The organism is Micrococcoides hystricis, assembly GCF_042434215.1.
Lineage (GTDB): Bacteria > Actinomycetota > Actinomycetes > Actinomycetales > Micrococcaceae > Micrococcoides > Micrococcoides hystricis.
This window is the reverse complement of sequence record NZ_JBHLUB010000032.1, coordinates 331144-346582: the sequence shown is the minus strand read 5'-3', so window position 1 is coordinate 346582 and position 15439 is coordinate 331144. Positions and strand designations below refer to the sequence as shown.

The following is a 15439-nucleotide window of genomic DNA, read 5'->3' as shown; positions in this document are numbered from 1 at the left end:
GGCACCGCTCTGGGCTTCCGCAACCTGCTGCACTACATCACCAGAGCACTCCTGGACACCGGCGGATTCAGAACCAAAATACACTCATTTTTACGATGAGCCAGTAAAGCTGCCAATATAGGCTCCACAAAAAATAACCGCCGCAAGGCGGTTGCCTGCGACGGTTATTTCACTGTTTTTCTGACAGAGCCTAGGACCCCGGGATGCCCGCGTAGGAGTGCAGGCCTGGGAAGAACACGTTGACGACCGCGAAGTTGAAGATCACGGCGGCGTAGCCAATGATGGACAGCCATGCGGCACGGGTGCCGGTCCAGCCGCGGGTTGCCCGTGCGTGCAGGTAACCGGCATAGATGACCCAAATGACGAAGGTCCAGACTTCCTTGGTGTCCCAGTTCCAGTACCGGCCCCAAGCAGCTTCTGCCCAGATGGCACCGGCCACGAGGGTGAAGGTCCACATGGCGAAAGAAATCGCATTCAGCCGGTATGACCAGTTCTCCAGAGCAATGGCGGAAGGCACCATGCGCAGGAAAGACCATTTGGTCTTGCCTTCGGCCTCCCGTTTGGTTGCGTTGGTCTGCAGCAGCTGCAGCACACTCATGGCGAAGGTCAACGTGAACAGTGCTGTGGAGAGCACCGCCACGGACACGTGGATGATGAGCCAGTAGGACTGCAGAGCGGGCTGCAGGTGCGCAACTGGAGTTGGGAAGCCGATCGTTGCACCATTCATGGCCAGCACGATCAGGCCAACCACCACGGTGCCAAGGAAACGCAAGTCCTTCTTGATCAGTAGCGCGAGGTAAACAAGGGCGATCAGCAAGGCTCCGGTGGTGGCGAACTCGTACATGTTGCCCCATGGGACACGAGATGCAGCTACGCTACGTGCAACCACGGCGAACGTGTGCAACGCGGCGGCAAAGATGGTGAGCGCCACCGCCACGTTAGCGATAGGGCGTTTGTTGCCCACATAGTTCAGATCGTCGTCCACCAGATCATCAGCTTCGGCATGAACAGTGGGGGCTTCGCTGATGCTGGGGCCGCCGGCACCTACCAGTTGCTTGGCCTTGGCTTGCTCACGTGCGTTTTCCTTGGCAAGGTCAGCCTCTACCTGTCTGATGGTCTTGGAAGACTGGGCCATGTCCCACGCGAACACGATGAATGCCACCGTGTACACAAACGCGGCCAGCAACATAAATAAATCACTGAGTTCGGCTAGTTCCACATTGATGGGAGCCATTAGTTATCCTCTTCCAGATCCCGTTCCAGCGGGGAACGGAGTGTCTTTTCTGCTTGGTTCAGCACGGCTTCTGCTTCTTCAGCCAAACCAAAATCTTCCCCACGCGCCAAGAGCCCATACTCGGCTCGTGTTCCATTATCTCCGATCGGAACCCTGAAGAAAGCCCGTCGGCGACGAATAAAGAGCGATCCTGCCAAGGAAACCATGGCCAGTACGGAGAAGATGAGCGCCCCGTATTTTCCTGGATCGTAGTGAATGTCGATCGCAATGTAGCGCTTGATTCCCTTGAACTCGATCGAGCCCTTGCCTTCAGGCAGCTGATAGCTCTCACCCGGTTTCAGGACGATGCCGCCGTGCTCGGTGGATCGAGAGTTCAATTCCGTCAGCTCGTCGGTATCAAGCACGTACACGTTACCCGGGATACCCTCATCAAGGCCCAGATCCCCGTAGTAGGAGTTCAAGTTGAGCTCCGGGTTCAACAACTCAGGGTCCCCGGAGAATGCGACCTGGTCTTCGCCCATCACGGAGGTCGGCAGTAAGAAGCCGACGAATCCAAGCTGTTCAGGTTTAGCGTCCGGGGCTTTGATCACGATCAAGGATGTGTACACCGAGTCGGTCGGACGAGCAATGACGGTGCCATCCATGGCCACATTGCCGTCTCCATCCTTCACAACTACCTCTGGCGCGTAACCATTGCCCACAAGGTAAAGGCTGGTTGCGCCCACAGTCAGCGGTGAGTTGACCTTCAGTGTTTCCTGCTTTTCCTCGGCGTCCGGCCCTTCCTGCGTGGTCAGATAGGCGGTGAAGTCCAAAGGCATGCCGAAGTTCGAAGTGTCTTGGCGGTCAAAAACAGCTTCGAAGTCGTCCAACCGCATACGGTACTGAGCCAGCGCGTTCTCGCTGAAGGCCGAGCCCGGGTAGAAGTTGTCGTAACTAACGAGTGTGTTCGCCCATGACTCGCCTTGGGTGATGATGCGTTGGCCGTTGTAGCCAAAGAGCCCACCAATACCTACGGAGATCAGCACTCCCAGCATCGACACGTGAAACAGCAGGTTCCCGACTTCACGCAGGTATCCGCGCTCACCCGAGACGGTGACAGCGTCTTGTTCTTCTCGAACCACGGCACGGTAGTTGCGCTTACGCAAAGCCTCGGCGAGTTTCTCCGCGGTCTGTGTGGCGCTCGTTCCCTCCGCGTAGGAGAAGGCCCCATTGACGGGCAGCCGGTGCAGGTACCGAGGAGTGCGCACCGGCTCTGAGCGCATGACTCGGTAGTGTTTGATCGTCCGCGGCCAAATGCAACCGATCAGAGAAATGAACAGCAGTAGGTAAATGGCTGAGAACCAGACGGAGGAATAGACGTCGAAAAGCTGGAAGAAATCCAGAATCGGCCCAGCTGTTGGGTAATCCTCCAAGTATTTGGCCACACCGTCAGGATCCGCTGGTCGCTGCGGAAACAAGGAGCCCGGCACTGCCGCAACAGCAAGCAACAGCAACAGCATGATCGCTGTGCGCATATTTGTTAGTTGGGCCCACGCCCAACGCAGCATCCCCAGCGGGCCCAGAGCAGGAGCTTTGACCTCGCGGCGGGGGTCAAGCGGTTCACGTTTGGTCGTTTTCACTGTCACTAGATCGGTAACCTCACTTCATTCGTGAACCAGTCTTGGAGTAGGCCCACCCAGTGACCCCACAGCCCAGAGACCATCAAAATGCCGAGCGCGACCAGCATGATGCCCCCAAAACGCATGACCGCAAGACGGTGGTCCCGGAAAAACTTCAACGCACCCATCCCGCGGCGCAGCCCAAGGCTGAGCAACACGAACGGCAATCCAAGCCCAAGGCAATACATGAGGGTCAAAAACACGCCCTTGCCCATGTTAGCGCCGCCCGCTGTGCTAATCGCCAACACGGCCGCTAGCGTGGGCCCGATACAAGGTGCCCAGCCCAAACCAAACGTCATGCCCAATACGGGAGCTCCCCACAACCCGGCAGGGGCTTTGGCGTGGACGCGCTTATCATTTTGAAGCTTGCTGAAGCCGCCCATGAAAACGATGCCCATCATGATGACCAGCACCCCCAGCACCCGGGTGACCCAGTCCCCTTCAACCCGCAGCCAAATGCTCAGCTGCGAGAAGACCACCCCGACTAGGACGAAAACAACAGAAAAGCCCAGCACGAACAGTCCGATACCGGCGAACATGCGACCATGCTTGTGCTGTTGAAGATCTGCTCCGGTCAGACCCGTCACGTACCCCAGATAACCGGGAACGAGAGGCAAGACGCAGGGCGAAAGGAAGGAGACGAGTCCGGCGAGGACTGCGACCGGCGCTGCAAGGAGCAGCGAACCGTCAAGAACAATCTCAGCGAACGGGTTATTCACGGGCTACAGAACAGACTCGATGAGAGCCTTCAGGGTACTTTTTTCTACCACGCCCAAGATCCGCGCAGATACCCGACCTTCTTTGTCGAAGACGAGGGTTGTCGGCACAGCCTGGGGTGGAACGTAGTCCGTCATGGCCAGCAGCATCTTCGCGGTGCGGTCCTCAAACGACGGGTATTCAATTTTGAAGTTACGTTCAAACGCCACCGCGGTACCGACGGTGTCACGGACGTTGACTCCGTAAAATTCCACGCCTTTATCTTTGTACTCGGCATGCAGTTCGGATAGATGTGGCGCTTCGATCCGGCACGGCGCGCAGGCGGCGTACCAGAAATTCATCACCGTGACCGAGCCGAGAATATCTTGTTCGGTGACGGTCGTTCCGTCGAAGAGTTCACTGCTGAACGTGACCGGGTCTTTGCGATTCTCCGGCGCGTACTCTTCTACGGAGCCATCACCGGCAATGTAGTTCTTACTGCCGCCAGCCTCAGCCTGTTTCGCCAAATCCGATTTTTCCGTACATGCAGCCAAGAACGCCATTGAGCCAGCTGCCGCTGCGGCCAAGAATCCGCGGCGATTCAACGGGGCAGAAGAAAAGAACGAGCGCATGCCTACTTTAGATTTCTTGAGGTTTCTACACTGTGCTGTGGAACAGATCCCAGTCTAGCGAACACAGCATTTGATGATTCGACGTTAGTGTTCAGCTGAAATTCAGCTTCTATTCAGCATGTGACTGAGACAACATGGGACGAGCCCGTCTAGGCTCCGGGCAGGTTCGCTGCGTGTTTGAGCAGCTCTGCGTTGGGCTCCGCGTAATCGACGCGCGCCAATCGTCCACTTTCGAACCCGAAACTCGTCAACGAAGTTAATGTGCATTCGCGCTGTCGCGGGTCATGCCACAACGGGGCACCCTCCGCTGCAAGACGGGTCACCCAGATGGGTAGCTGGTGGGAGACTAGGACCGCTTCGGCTCCGTCCCCACCTGCGGCATACGCCTGGGCATGAGCTTCGTGTATCGCTTTGACCATCCGTGCGACCTGTGCGCGATAAGGCTCTCCCCAGCTTGGCCTGAACGGATTGCGCAGCAACGGCCACAAGCGCGGATCCTTGAGCCTGGATTTGACGTTACTCAAGCCTTCAAACTGGTTCTCCGCTTCCAACAAGCGCTCGTCCGTCCGGATCGGGAGCCCTAGACGCTCCGCGAGCGGGGTCGCTGTTTCTTGTGCCCGCTGCAGCGGTGAGGACCCCACGACGACCGGCAGTTTTCCGGTCATGCGCTGGCGGTCGACGAAATAATCGGCAATCCGCTCGGCCATCTGCTCACCTAGCTCGGAGAGCCCAAAACCTGGGAGCCTGCCGTACAAGACTCGGTCTGGATTGTGGACTTCACCATGGCGCAGCAAATGAACGGTAATCGAGGTCATGGTTCCAGTCTGCCACAGCGTGTAACAGCTAGACTTAGCCACATGAGCCAGAACCCGCATAATCACGGACAGCAGTCACCTTCTGAACAGCCCCGGTATGGTCAGCGTCTGCCTGAATACGGGGAAACTTCCTCTTCAGCAACACCTCAGCCGCGCTACGGGGTTCCAGAGACCAACTACGGTCACCCCCGACCTGATACTCCTCAAACCGGGGCACCGGACCCTCGCGCAGGAGTCCCGATCCCACCTAAGGTCATGCTTTCGTTCCGGCTGATGATCGGTGCCGCCGTGGTCTTTATCTTGGCGAATGCTTACACCATTTTTCTGACTGCCACCGGCCAGATGGATGAGCAGTTGCGGGAGGCCGTGCAGACGATCGAAGAAGTGATGGGCGGCTCCTTCGCCGGAGCGTTGCCGCTGGGCATTGATCAGCTGCGTCAGCAACAGGTGATCGGCAATGCCGTCCTAGCAGTCATTGTGGGTGGTCTCTTCGTGCTGGTGGCCATCCTGATCAAGCGGGGCTTCGGCGCCGGACGAATCATCGCGACGATCTGTGCGGTGCTCACCATCTTGGCCGCGATCAGCTTCCCAGACTTCCTGTGGTGGCTGACCGGGCTGGTCGCCACCATCTTTGCTTGGTCCAAAGAAGCCACCCAGTACAACCAGGCTGCCGCCCGGGCACGTGCGCAGGCTAAATTTGGCCAGTGGACAGGTAAGTAAGAATCTGAAGTTCGTGCGCGAGATCGATCCCGCGCACCTGCACGCCCTCCGGCACCGTGAGCTCGACGGGCGCGAAATTCAGGATGCCCCTAACACCTGCGGCACACAACTGGTCGGCGACCGCTTGCGCAGCATGTGCGGGTACCGCAACGATCGCGAAACCAATCTTGTGCTCCGCTACCAAGTCCGGTAATTCTTGTGGACTTTGCACCCGCAAACCGGCCACGTGTGTGCCCCACAAGTTTTCATCAGCATCAATGATCGCGGCGATTTGGTAGCCGCGGGGGCTGAACCCTCGATAACCGGCAATGGCTTGGCCCAAGTGCCCGGCGCCAATGAGTACGACCGGGTGAACGCTGCCCAATCCGAGAGCTTTTTCTAATGCGGCTTTGACGGTGTCGACTTGATAGCCGACCCCGCGCCGCCCCATGGACCCGAGCGCTGAAAGGTCTTTGCGCAGAACATCCGAGTTGACCCCGGTGGCCTGCGCTAGCCAGGAGGAAGAGACGTGCTGCTGACCTTCATCAGCTACCGCATTGAGCACACGCAAGTACACCGGCAAGCGGGAGATGGTTGCTGCGGAGAGTCTCGCCCGGGTCATGGTTTCACGGGTCCTACGGCTAGTTCTGGTTGGCGCTGGACCGTGCGGAAAGGAGTTTGCGGACCCGGTCCGGGGAGATCTTTAGGAAGTCTCGCTGGACACCGTCCACCAGAAGAACCGGCAGCATTTGCCAGTACTGTTCGACAAGTTCAGGGTGGTCATCCAGCTGTTCGATCGACAGCTGCAAATCGAACTCTTCGCAGACCGGAGCGAGCTCGGCGGCCGCATCCGCGCACAGGTGGCAACCATCTTTGCTCAGCAGGACAACAGGAGAAGTAATCGACATAGCTCTTTACAATACGCTCTTAAACGGCAAAAAGGTGGGTAGCCACTTTCAGTGGCCCCCACCTGATCACGCAATTATTTTTTGTTACGACGCTGGTGGCGAGTCTTACGAAGCAGCTTCCGGTGCTTCTTCTTGGACATGCGCTTGCGGCGTTTTTTAACTACTGAACCCATAGGTCATCCTTACGATTGGTGAAGGCTACACAAAATCTTCTTGAACATCCTACCGCGATAACCGCCGGAATGATGAAATCAGGCTTGTTTGCGCTGCTGGTTGATGCCCTGTTGGATGTACTCGTGGACAGCATTTTCGGGGACTCGGTAGGAGCGACCGAATTGGATCGCGGGGAGGTCACCGGAGTGCACCAAGCGGTAGACCGTCATCTTTGAGACCCGCATCAGTTCGGCTACTTCTGCGACCGTCATGAAACGGGCTTCAGAGTAGTTAATCCCCTTAGTCATGCATTTCCTTTACCACCATGAGTGAAGATCACCCGGCATCAAAATAGGGCGGACACCGCCACCGGCGGTTCCCCCATTGTTACTGTAACGAGACTTTTGCGAAAGTGAAAGTTTTCACCGTAATCTGCATCAGTCGAACCATGGGTCAAGACCGTACAGGGGGAAGACTTCTTTGCGGGTGGCCATGATGGTCCGGTCCACGTCATCGTTCGGGTTGTACCCGACTTCCCATGAGCGCCACCACAGATCTACGTCGTCACCCATTTTTTCCGGGGCTTCTACCCCGTAGGCCTCTTTGACGTAGCGGCGCCACCGCTCGGGTGTTTCGACCGTGACGGGCAGTGGCTCATCCGCTGTGACTGCGATCAGGTGCGCCCAGCTGCGTGGGACCACCGCAACCGGGTTGTAACCGCCCCCACCACAACTCAGCCACCGGTTCTCGCAGACCTCTTTGGCGAGTTGTCCGATATCGATAGCGGCTTGCCGTTGAGCGTCCACACTCAGCTCCAAGTTCGTGAGCGGATCTTGGGAGTGGGAATCACAGCCGTGCTGAGAGACGATAATTTCTGGCTCAAACGCTCGCACTAATTGCGGCACGATCGCGTGAAAGGCCCGCAACCATGCCCCATCTCCGGTGCCCGGCGGCAAAGCCAGATTAACGGCAGATCCCAGCGCATCGGGGCCACCAATCTCATTGGCGAATCCGGTGCCTGGGAAGAGCGAAAGCCCAGTTTCGTGCACGGAGATGGTCAGCACCCGCGGTTCATTCCAGAACATGCGCTCGACCCCATCACCATGGTGGGCGTCAATGTCGATATAGACCACGCGTTGGACACCGGCGTCGAGCATCCGGTGGATCGCCATGGCTGCATCGTTGTACACGCAAAATCCTGCGGCTTTTTCCGGCATTGCGTGATGCATCCCGCCGGCAAAGTTCACGGCACGGGCAGATTTTTCGGACAGAATTTGTTCGGCCGCCACGAGTGATCCGCCCCCGATACGGGCCGACGCCTCATGCAGGGCCGGGAAGATTGGGTCGTCTTCTGTGCCTAATCCGCGTTCGGGCATGGACTCAAACTTGCCTGCGGACGCGTCCCGCACGGCTTGCACGTACTCCGGTTCGTGCACCCAAGCCAGTTCCTCATCCGAAGCAACGTAGGGGGCTTCGATACTGATTTGCGGCAGAGAAAAGAGGCCTAGGTCTTCAGCTAGCCGGGCGGTCATATCCAACCGCTTAGGGGCCATCGGGTGACTTTCACTGAATTTGTAGGCCAAGTAGGCTTCGTCCCACAGCACTGTGGTCGGAATCTTCTGGTCAGGTTGTACCTTCATCACTGATTAGACTACGTGGTTCGGCCTGCAGAACGGCACTGTTACAGCACGAAGATGGTTGAATTGGTGTTATGCCGCAGCGCGTATTGACTCCCCTCGGGTTTCGGATCAAGAAATCTCCGGTCCAGCCCATGAGTTGGCGTGCCCGGATCACCGCTGTATTCAGTGATTCTCCGGCACGTGGCGCGCTGCTGATCTTCTTGCTGATCACCCTGTTCTTCGCTGTCCTGTTGACGATGCCGTTCTCATCGGCGGATGGAACTATTACCCCGTTTCATGACTCGCTGTTTGTGGCAACCTCAGCAGTCTCTGTGACGGGCCTCAGCACGGTGAATACCGCCGATCACTGGTCTTTCTTAGGTCAGATCATCCTGCTCTGCGGTGTGCAAGTCGGTGGCTTGGGTATTCTGACTGTGGCCACCATGCTGACGATGAGCGTCAGCAAGCAGCTGGGGCTAAAACAGAAACTCATCGCCCAAGAAGGTATGACCACCGGTCGCTTGGGTGAAACCGGCGCACTGATTCGCGTGGTCATCACGACCACTTTGGTGATCGAAGCGCTCATCATGCTCGCCATGACGCCTCGCTTCATAGCCTTGGAAAAAGACTTCTGGCTAGGTCTCTGGCATGGGCTCTTCTATGCCGTCTCCGCTTTCAATAACGCCGGGTTCCTGTCCCACACAAACGGTCTAGCCGATTTCGGCAATGACGCATATATCTCCACCGTGATCGCGATTGCCGTGATGATTGGGGGCCTGGGTTTCCCCGTCATCATGGTTCTACTCAAGTACCGCTGGGACCTGCGCCGGTGGAATCTACATACCCGCATGACGGTAGAAGTTACCCTGATCCTGTTCGTGCTCGGGGCCCTAGCGTACGGTTTTTTTGAGTGGTCCAACCCAGCCACCATGGGAGACAAACCTCTGATTGAGAAAATCGGTTTGTCACTATTTGCTTCCACGGCCGCCAGGTCGTCTGGTTTCAATATCGTCGACATCAATGAACAGCTACCGCAAACCTTGCTACTCACGGATGCCTTGATGTTTGTCGGTGGTGGCGCGGCCTCCACGGCCGGTGGTATCAAAGTGACCACTTTTGCCGTGATCGTGCTGGCCATTGTGGCCGAGGCCCGCGGTTCCCAAGATGCCACCGCCTATCACCGACGTTTGCCGCAAGGCGCCATTCGTGTTGCCGTCGCCGTACTGGCACTGGGTTCGACCATGGTCTTGGTCGGGACCTTGGCGCTGACGACCATCAGCGGTGAAACCCTGCAGCGGCCACTTTTCGAAGCGATCAGCGCGTTCGGCACGTGTGGGTTGTCCACCGGGTTCTCAGCTGAATTGCCACCTTCAGGCAAATACGTGCTGACTGCCCTGATGTTCTTTGGTCGCTTGGGTACGATTACCTTTGCGTCCGCCCTGGCCATGCGCCAACGCCGCACCATGTACCGCTACCCGGAAGAAAGGCCGATCATTGGCTGAGAAAGAAAACCGCAAGCCGTTTCTGGTGATTGGTCTTGGCCGGTTTGGTCTGGCTGTTGCCGAACAGCTGACCCGGCAGGGCAAAGAGGTGCTAGCAGTCGAACGGGATCCGGAGATTGTTCAGCGCTGGTCCGGTCGGCTCACCTACGTCGTGGAAGCCAACGCGACCGACATCGAAGCGTTGCGTCAGCTCGGCGCTCAGGAGTTCGATACCGCCATTGTTGGTGTCGGAACCTCAATCGAATCCTCCGTGTTGATCGCTGTCAACCTAGTGGACTTGGGTGTGAAAGACATCTGGGTTAAGGCCATCACGCCGGCCCACGGCAAAATCCTGCGGCGTATTGGTGCTAACCACATCATTTACCCCGAACATGATGCCGGCGTCCGGGCTGCACACCTTGTTGGCGGACGGATGCTGGACTTCATTGAATTTGATGACGACTTTGCCATCGTGAAAATGCATCCGCCTAAAGAAACCCAAGGTTTCACCTTGGCCGAATCCCAAGTGCGGTCCAAGTATGGTGTCACGGTTGTCGGGGTGAAGTCGCCCGGGGAAGATTTCACCTACGCGCAGTCCGACACCAAAGTGACCAGCCGCGACGTGTTGATTGTCTCCGGACACGTGGACTTGCTAGAGCGATTCGCCGCTAGACCATGACCGTGCAACGCAAGAATCGGGCCAAGGGCGTTCTCATCGGTCTGCTCCTGCTGGCTACGGTTTTTCTGCTCACTCAAAACTTCTTCTTCCCACAGCAGGAGCCCAGTGCTGAACCCACGGATGAAACTGGTCAGGAACGTCTGACCTACCCCGGTTCGGATGCCGCGATACCGCTGTCTGAACTTAGCCAGAAACAAATCAATTCCATTGTGCAGCTCAGCGCTTCCGGCGAATCCGCTCCGAACTACTGCAGTCCCGACCAGATACAGCTGAATTTAGGCAGTTTCGACGCAGCTACCGGCAGCAGGTTCACCCAGTTGGTGGCCACTAACGTCAGCACGCGCGGATCTGCGCTCGCCCCTCACCCTGGCCTAGGAGTCGTGGGATCGGACGGACTCCGGCTGAAGGTTGAACTCGAACACACAAGTATCGATATCAACGGCAAGCCAACCACACCAAGAACTATCGTTTTGGAACCAAACGAGCAGGCGTGGACCGACCTAATGTGGACCGGGGCACTGGCGGGATCAGAAGAAAACCACGCCACCGCACTTGCGGTCCAGTTTGGCCCGGGTATGGACGCCGCACTATTCTCTCCGCCCGGGCAGGATGCCGGCCGACACCCAAATTTCCCGCACTACCCGCGCTACGACTGGGGCGCCGACCCGCTCCATGATCTGGGCTCCGGGACGAAGCTTCGTCTCGGACAGTGGAATCTCGCCACTCCCCCGGCTAAGGCGAAAGCGGCTTAGTCGAGCTCTTCTAGCTCTGCTGTTGGCTCCCCTTGGACGAGTGCCCATTACTGCGTCCCAAAAGGCTCAGTGGTTGGTTGGTCGTCGGTGAAACCATCGCTACCGAAGTAAATGCGATAGCAAGATGCACGATGAGTAACAACCCCGTGACAGTCTGACCCGCCACCACCGATTGCCATGTTGTCCCCAGATTCGCGTGCGAGCCGAGCATCCACACGATCCGTTTTGGCCCGAGTACCATGACCACGAGCAGCAATGCTGTCACACCAAACGTTAGACTCTCCGAAAATCTCCAAGGGTACGTCCTGAGCATGAGAAAACTCATTGGAATCAGGAGGGAGACCCAGACGGCATGATGGCTCCAAGTGACTGGAGAAATCAACAACATCAATGAAGCCACAAGATAAATAGAAGACAAATCGTATTCGAGAGTTTTCCGTCGTCTAAGTACAACGTACGTAACGCCGCAAAGAAGCAAGACTATAGTAAGCCAGATGAGAGAGCTGTCGTCGGCTGCTGGGGTTCTCGCTAACAAACCACGGATAGAAATATTGTCGGGATACCCAAGAGAACCCACCCGGGCAGGATCCGTAAGGACCGAGAACCAATAGGAGCTAGATTCGTTCGGTAGAAGTAGCCAGCCGACCAAAACTGTGCCACCGAATCCAGCCCCCAACCAAAGGATTGCGCGCCACATGCCCCGGGCAAGAAAGAATAACCCTAATGCCAGCGGTACCAACTTGATACCTGAGAATAGACCAATGAGCAACCCCCGCGGAACACGGGGCATCAGACCAGCGAGGTCCACATAGCAGACAAGCATTAGGAGTGGATTTATCTGCCCGAACCAGAGGGAGTCCCTCCAAGGTGCTAACACCACGCAAACACCTATGCCCCACGCCAACGCGATCCACCACAATCGCTCTCCAACAAGTCCCATAGTCCGTCGTAGAAGATCTTTGGCGATCACGAAAGCGGCTGACAGTGTGAAAATCGCCGAGAACCAGCTGGCCACTTCCCATGGCACAAGAGCTAGGGGAATAAAGGCCAACGCTGCAAAAGGCGGGTACGTGAAGGGTAAACCTGGATCATGGATCGGCCCGAGGTAAGGCGCATAAAGATCGTTTGGGTCCAATCCCAGCGCGACTTGCGCTCCGTGATAATAGACCCTCAGATCAAACTCTGCAGAATACAACATCCCAACGAGCGCAGATAGGCAAACAGCGAGCCCGAAACGGATGGCAAACCTAGCATCAACGTTTCGCGGGGGGGTAGGCAGTTTCAAATTATCTCAGCATTTCTACAGAGTGGTCATTCCACACCCGAAGCTAAGAAACAAGTTGCGCAGGGGGGGAAGGCTGGTTTCAGCATACAACATCAACCGTGAATCGGATTGGGCTTAGTCTAGCTCCGCGCTGATCTCCGCCGCACGATCGCGGGCTGCCAGTACCGCCTTTTCAACCAGTTCCCCCATTGGTGCGAGCTGTCTCAATGCCGCCTCCGTGGTGCCGTTCGGACTGGTGACAGCAACCCGCAAGTTTTCCGGATCAGCATTGTCTTGTTGCAGCATTTTAGCCGCACCGGCGATGGTACCAATGGCGAGTTCTTGAGCGGTCTGCTCATCTAGGCCGGCTTCCACACCGGCTTTGATGAGGGTCTCCGCGAAGTGGAAGACGTAGGCCGGTCCTGACCCTGAGACTCCGGTGAGCGCATCCATCTGGGCCTCATCAACGACCACCGTCTGTGCTGCCTGATCCAGCAGCTCCTGCACCGACTTCAACTGCTCTGCGTTGGTGTTGGTTCCGGCACAAAGACCAATGACACCTGCGCCAACCTGAGTCGGTGTGTTGGGCATGGTACGCACGACAGGCTGGCCGGGCTTCAAAACCGCTTCCATCTGAGCGACCGTCACGGCCGCAGCCACCGAGACCACAATCGTTTTTGGTTCTAGGTCTTCGGCGATCTCAGAGAGCAGCCCGGTCACCTGAGCCGGTTTGACACCGATCAACACAACGTCAGCGCTTTCAATGGCAGCCAGGTTTGCGTCCGGGTTCACACCGGATGCCTCAACCGTGATCTGGTAGGTTTCAGCTGCCCGCGCTGCGCTGGCTTCCGAGTGGCAGGTCGCCACGAAAGTCGTGTTGGGAAGGTTTGCTTGCTGCAGGCCATGCAGGATGGACCCGTTCATGGATCCTAGGCCCAAAAACGCGATCTTCACGATCCGGTGTTCCTTTCGGATGGGGTGCTACTGGCCAAGGTGAGTGTGCGCGAAGTCCAATGAGTAGCGCAACCACTCTTCCCGTTCGCCGGGGTTCTTTGCCTTGCGGGTGGAAACCTCTAGGCAAACGACCCCGTCGTAACCGTGGGTTCGGTGGTAATCGCCCAGCCACTCCATGGCGGCGGCACACCGTTGTGAGCCATATCCGGGGAGCAAGTGTTCGTCGCGGCCGTTCGGGAACCCATCGGTCAAGTGCACGTGGGCGAGCCGCTCGCGCAGTTTCTGGAAAGCTTCCAAGGAATCCACTCCGGCGATCGCGGCGTGTGAGAAGTCCCAGGTCACGTGTTCGTAGTCCCGGTCAATAGGACTCCAGTGCGGTAGGTACATGCGTGCTTCTTGTCCCCCGGCTTTCCACGGGTACATGTTCTCTACTGCAATCTTGATGCCGGAGCGGTGCATGAGCTCCTTGATGCCTTCCCGGAACTGGGAAGCATATTCGCTTTGCCAGCGGAACGGTGGGTGAACCACCACCACTTCAGCCCCCACGCGTTCAGCCAATTTCACCGACCGCAGGATCTTATTCCATGCCCCACCCCAGACCTGCTGGGTCAGCAGCAGGGTGGGCGCGTGAATGGAGTACACCGGCTGGTTGTACCGGGAGGCCAGTTCATTTAACGCGTCGGGATCCTGCGACGTCGGCGCGTTGGTCACCATGACCTCGACTCCGTCGTAGCCCAGGTCAGCGGCGATAGCGAAGCCATCGTGCACGCTTAACGGATACACGGAGGAGGTTGCGAGAGTTACAGGAATTGGTTTCATGGTCTTTAGTTCTGGGCACCGTTCTGGTGGCTGGCATCTTCCAACATCTTAGGATGCAAGGATGAGCTTTCCCGTAACTGTTCCATAGCTTGGTGTTCTAGCGGTGAACGTGAGTCGACCAGACACGGCTGCATGTTGAAGAAGCCGTCATAGACCAAGAAATCTAGGCGCCGCATGATCAGGCCCTCACGCATCGCCCACGGGCTGATCTGTAGGCGGTCGATCTTGAAAATGTCCATGGCTTGTTCGGCAACCATAGCCCCGGCCAACAATTGACCCGCACGTTCCACGGAAACCCCAGGCAGGCTCGCGCGGTCTTCGTAGGTCATGGCGGCGATTCGGTTCGACCACAGTTTCAGGTCTTCCAACTGCAGGTAGCGCGGCACATACGGGCCGTCCTCGTACGGGGCGGCCCCGGTGATCCGCGCTAGCGAGCGGAAGGTCTTCGAGCTGCCGGTGATCAGGGTCGGAGCCAACTCTGGCGCGAACTCTTGGTAGGCCTCTTTCAGGGTGCTCCGAATGTATTTGCGCAGCGCCTTGATGTCCTTGTGATTCGGCGGGTCCCCCGGTAGCCAGTCTCTGGTCAGCCGGCCAGCGCCCAAGGGGATGGACGCGGCTACTGTGGGCAGCTCATCAACGCCGACAGCGATTTCGAACGAACCGCCACCGATATCGAAGTTCAGGATCTGTCCGGCAGACCAACCGAACCAACGACGCACCGCGAAGAAGGTGACACCGGATTCTTCGACACCGGAGAGCTCAAAAATCTGGATCCCGGTGGTATTTTCCACCAGCGAGATCACGTGGTCGCCATTGCGAGATTCGCGGATCGCCGAGGTACAGAAGGCCAACAGGTCTTCGACTTTGCGTTCGGCGGCGAAACTTTTGGCTTCTTGGATGAAGTTGATCAGCTCCCGCTGGCCCTCTTCGTTGATGTTGCCTTCGGCGTCCAAATACCGCACCAGCGACAGTGAGCGCTTATGTGAGGCGTACGGTGTTGGGCGTGCGCCCGGGTGTGCGTCCACCAGCAGGAGGTGGACGGTGTTAGAACCGATATCTAGTACACCCAGGCGCAT

The 15439-nt window shown here is 57.5% G+C and carries 18 protein-coding genes; 4 read left to right on the top strand and 14 right to left on the bottom strand.

Features of this window, described 5'->3' with window-relative positions:
• Positions 1-190: 190 nt before the first annotated feature.
• The 5 genes from ccsB to ACFFFR_RS11880 form a co-directional block, all read right to left on the bottom strand.
• A complete protein-coding gene (ccsB, locus tag ACFFFR_RS11900) occupies positions 191-1234 on the bottom strand; it encodes a c-type cytochrome biogenesis protein CcsB (protein WP_377460736.1) in 1044 nt (347 codons plus the stop codon).
• Positions 1234-2859 (bottom strand): cytochrome c biogenesis protein ResB, encoded by a 1626-nt coding sequence (gene resB / locus ACFFFR_RS11895; RefSeq protein WP_377460734.1) that lies wholly within the window; start codon positions 2857-2859, stop codon positions 1234-1236. Before resB ends, ccsB begins: the two co-directional genes overlap by 1 nt.
• Positions 2859-3611: a cytochrome c biogenesis CcdA family protein gene (locus tag ACFFFR_RS11890; protein WP_377460732.1), complete on the bottom strand. Its 753-nt coding sequence runs from the start codon at positions 3609-3611 to the stop codon at positions 2859-2861. Before ACFFFR_RS11890 ends, resB begins: the two co-directional genes overlap by 1 nt.
• A gap of 3 nt (positions 3612-3614) precedes the next feature.
• Entirely contained in the window at positions 3615-4220 is a 606-nt protein-coding gene (locus tag ACFFFR_RS11885; RefSeq protein ID WP_377460730.1) for a TlpA family protein disulfide reductase, read from the bottom strand.
• 149 nt (positions 4221-4369) lie between these two features.
• A complete protein-coding gene (locus ACFFFR_RS11880) occupies positions 4370-5035 on the bottom strand; it encodes a histidine phosphatase family protein (protein WP_377460728.1) in 666 nt (221 codons plus the stop codon).
• Between the two features lie 42 nt (positions 5036-5077).
• Here ACFFFR_RS11880 and ACFFFR_RS11875 point away from each other — a divergent pair, with 42 nt between their 5' ends.
• Complete coding sequence (locus ACFFFR_RS11875) at positions 5078-5755, top strand: hypothetical protein (RefSeq protein ID WP_377460726.1); 678 nt, start codon at positions 5078-5080, stop codon at positions 5753-5755.
• Here the strand turns inward: ACFFFR_RS11875 and ACFFFR_RS11870 are convergent.
• The 5 genes from ACFFFR_RS11870 to ACFFFR_RS11850 all read right to left on the bottom strand — a co-directional run bounded on the left by ACFFFR_RS11870 (position 5727) and on the right by ACFFFR_RS11850 (position 8435).
• Positions 5727-6356, bottom strand: a complete 630-nt coding sequence (locus ACFFFR_RS11870; RefSeq protein WP_377460725.1) for a redox-sensing transcriptional repressor Rex — start codon at positions 6354-6356, stop codon at positions 5727-5729. The two genes, ACFFFR_RS11875 and ACFFFR_RS11870, sit on opposite strands and share 29 nt — an antisense overlap.
• Before the next feature lie 19 nt (positions 6357-6375).
• On the bottom strand, positions 6376-6642 hold the full coding sequence (locus ACFFFR_RS11865; protein WP_377460723.1) for a glutaredoxin family protein: 267 nt from the start codon (positions 6640-6642) through the stop codon (positions 6376-6378).
• Positions 6643-6716: 74 nt separating this feature from the next.
• On the bottom strand, positions 6717-6815 hold the full coding sequence (locus tag ACFFFR_RS11860; RefSeq protein WP_019174583.1) for a 30S ribosomal protein bS22: 99 nt from the start codon (positions 6813-6815) through the stop codon (positions 6717-6719).
• Positions 6816-6893: 78 nt separating this feature from the next.
• Positions 6894-7103: a helix-turn-helix domain-containing protein gene (locus ACFFFR_RS11855; RefSeq protein ID WP_377460721.1), complete on the bottom strand. Its 210-nt coding sequence runs from the start codon at positions 7101-7103 to the stop codon at positions 6894-6896.
• Between the two features lie 129 nt (positions 7104-7232).
• The gene (locus tag ACFFFR_RS11850) at positions 7233-8435 is read right to left on the bottom strand and encodes an acetoin utilization protein AcuC (protein WP_377460719.1); all 1203 of its coding nucleotides are present in this window, start codon (positions 8433-8435) and stop codon (positions 7233-7235) included.
• A gap of 71 nt (positions 8436-8506) precedes the next feature.
• On the opposite strand from ACFFFR_RS11850, the gene ACFFFR_RS11845 reads away from it, so the two are divergent.
• From ACFFFR_RS11845 to ACFFFR_RS11835, 3 genes are read left to right on the top strand one after another with little or no spacing between them, the layout of a single operon-like run.
• Entirely contained in the window at positions 8507-9916 is a 1410-nt protein-coding gene (locus tag ACFFFR_RS11845) for a TrkH family potassium uptake protein (RefSeq protein ID WP_377460718.1), read from the top strand.
• The gene (locus ACFFFR_RS11840) at positions 9909-10574 is read left to right on the top strand and encodes a potassium channel family protein (protein ID WP_377460716.1); all 666 of its coding nucleotides are present in this window, start codon (positions 9909-9911) and stop codon (positions 10572-10574) included. Before ACFFFR_RS11845 ends, ACFFFR_RS11840 begins: the two co-directional genes overlap by 8 nt.
• Positions 10571-11326 carry a DUF4232 domain-containing protein gene (locus tag ACFFFR_RS11835; RefSeq protein ID WP_377460715.1) on the top strand — a complete coding sequence of 252 codons (756 nt, stop codon included), beginning with the start codon at positions 10571-10573 and terminating at the stop codon, positions 11324-11326. Before ACFFFR_RS11840 ends, ACFFFR_RS11835 begins: the two co-directional genes overlap by 4 nt.
• Positions 11327-11336: 10 nt before the next feature.
• On the opposite strand, the gene ACFFFR_RS11830 is transcribed toward ACFFFR_RS11835, so the two are convergent.
• The 4 genes from ACFFFR_RS11830 to ACFFFR_RS11815 all read right to left on the bottom strand — a co-directional run bounded on the left by ACFFFR_RS11830 (position 11337) and on the right by ACFFFR_RS11815 (position 15439).
• Entirely contained in the window at positions 11337-12524 is a 1188-nt protein-coding gene (locus ACFFFR_RS11830) for a glycosyltransferase 87 family protein (RefSeq protein WP_377460714.1), read from the bottom strand.
• Between the two features lie 201 nt (positions 12525-12725).
• Positions 12726-13544 carry a pyrroline-5-carboxylate reductase gene (gene proC, locus ACFFFR_RS11825; protein WP_377460713.1) on the bottom strand — a complete coding sequence of 273 codons (819 nt, stop codon included), beginning with the start codon at positions 13542-13544 and terminating at the stop codon, positions 12726-12728.
• Between the two features lie 27 nt (positions 13545-13571).
• Positions 13572-14363 (bottom strand): sugar phosphate isomerase/epimerase family protein, encoded by a 792-nt coding sequence (locus ACFFFR_RS11820; protein ID WP_377460711.1) that lies wholly within the window; start codon positions 14361-14363, stop codon positions 13572-13574.
• A 5-nt stretch (positions 14364-14368) separates the two neighbouring features.
• Positions 14369-15439: a Ppx/GppA family phosphatase gene (locus tag ACFFFR_RS11815; protein ID WP_377460709.1), complete on the bottom strand. Its 1071-nt coding sequence runs from the start codon at positions 15437-15439 to the stop codon at positions 14369-14371.

What these genes read in the sequence shown, in the direction of transcription:
- ACFFFR_RS11835 (WP_377460715.1), top strand. Translation starts at nt 10,571, where the DNA reads ATGACCGTGCAACGCAAGAATCGGGCCAAGGGCGTTCTCATCGGTCTG.
- ACFFFR_RS11845 (WP_377460718.1), top strand. Translation starts at nt 8,507, where the DNA reads ATGCCGCAGCGCGTATTGACTCCCCTCGGGTTTCGGATCAAGAAATCT.
- ccsB (WP_377460736.1), bottom strand. Translation starts at nt 1,234, where the DNA reads ATGGCTCCCATCAATGTGGAACTAGCCGAACTCAGTGATTTATTTATG.
- ACFFFR_RS11875 (WP_377460726.1), top strand. Translation starts at nt 5,078, where the DNA reads ATGAGCCAGAACCCGCATAATCACGGACAGCAGTCACCTTCTGAACAG.
- ACFFFR_RS11885 (WP_377460730.1), bottom strand. Translation starts at nt 4,220, where the DNA reads ATGCGCTCGTTCTTTTCTTCTGCCCCGTTGAATCGCCGCGGATTCTTG.
- ACFFFR_RS11820 (WP_377460711.1), bottom strand. Translation starts at nt 14,363, where the DNA reads ATGAAACCAATTCCTGTAACTCTCGCAACCTCCTCCGTGTATCCGTTA.
- ACFFFR_RS11830 (WP_377460714.1), bottom strand. Translation starts at nt 12,524, where the DNA reads ATGTTGTATTCTGCAGAGTTTGATCTGAGGGTCTATTATCACGGAGCG.
- ACFFFR_RS11865 (WP_377460723.1), bottom strand. Translation starts at nt 6,642, where the DNA reads ATGTCGATTACTTCTCCTGTTGTCCTGCTGAGCAAAGATGGTTGCCAC.
- ACFFFR_RS11815 (WP_377460709.1), bottom strand. Translation starts at nt 15,439, where the DNA reads ATGCGCCTGGGTGTACTAGATATCGGTTCTAACACCGTCCACCTCCTG.
- ACFFFR_RS11850 (WP_377460719.1), bottom strand. Translation starts at nt 8,435, where the DNA reads ATGAAGGTACAACCTGACCAGAAGATTCCGACCACAGTGCTGTGGGAC.
- ACFFFR_RS11855 (WP_377460721.1), bottom strand. Translation starts at nt 7,103, where the DNA reads ATGACTAAGGGGATTAACTACTCTGAAGCCCGTTTCATGACGGTCGCA.
- ACFFFR_RS11880 (WP_377460728.1), bottom strand. Translation starts at nt 5,035, where the DNA reads ATGACCTCGATTACCGTTCATTTGCTGCGCCATGGTGAAGTCCACAAT.
- ACFFFR_RS11870 (WP_377460725.1), bottom strand. Translation starts at nt 6,356, where the DNA reads ATGACCCGGGCGAGACTCTCCGCAGCAACCATCTCCCGCTTGCCGGTG.
- ACFFFR_RS11860 (WP_019174583.1), bottom strand. Translation starts at nt 6,815, where the DNA reads ATGGGTTCAGTAGTTAAAAAACGCCGCAAGCGCATGTCCAAGAAGAAG.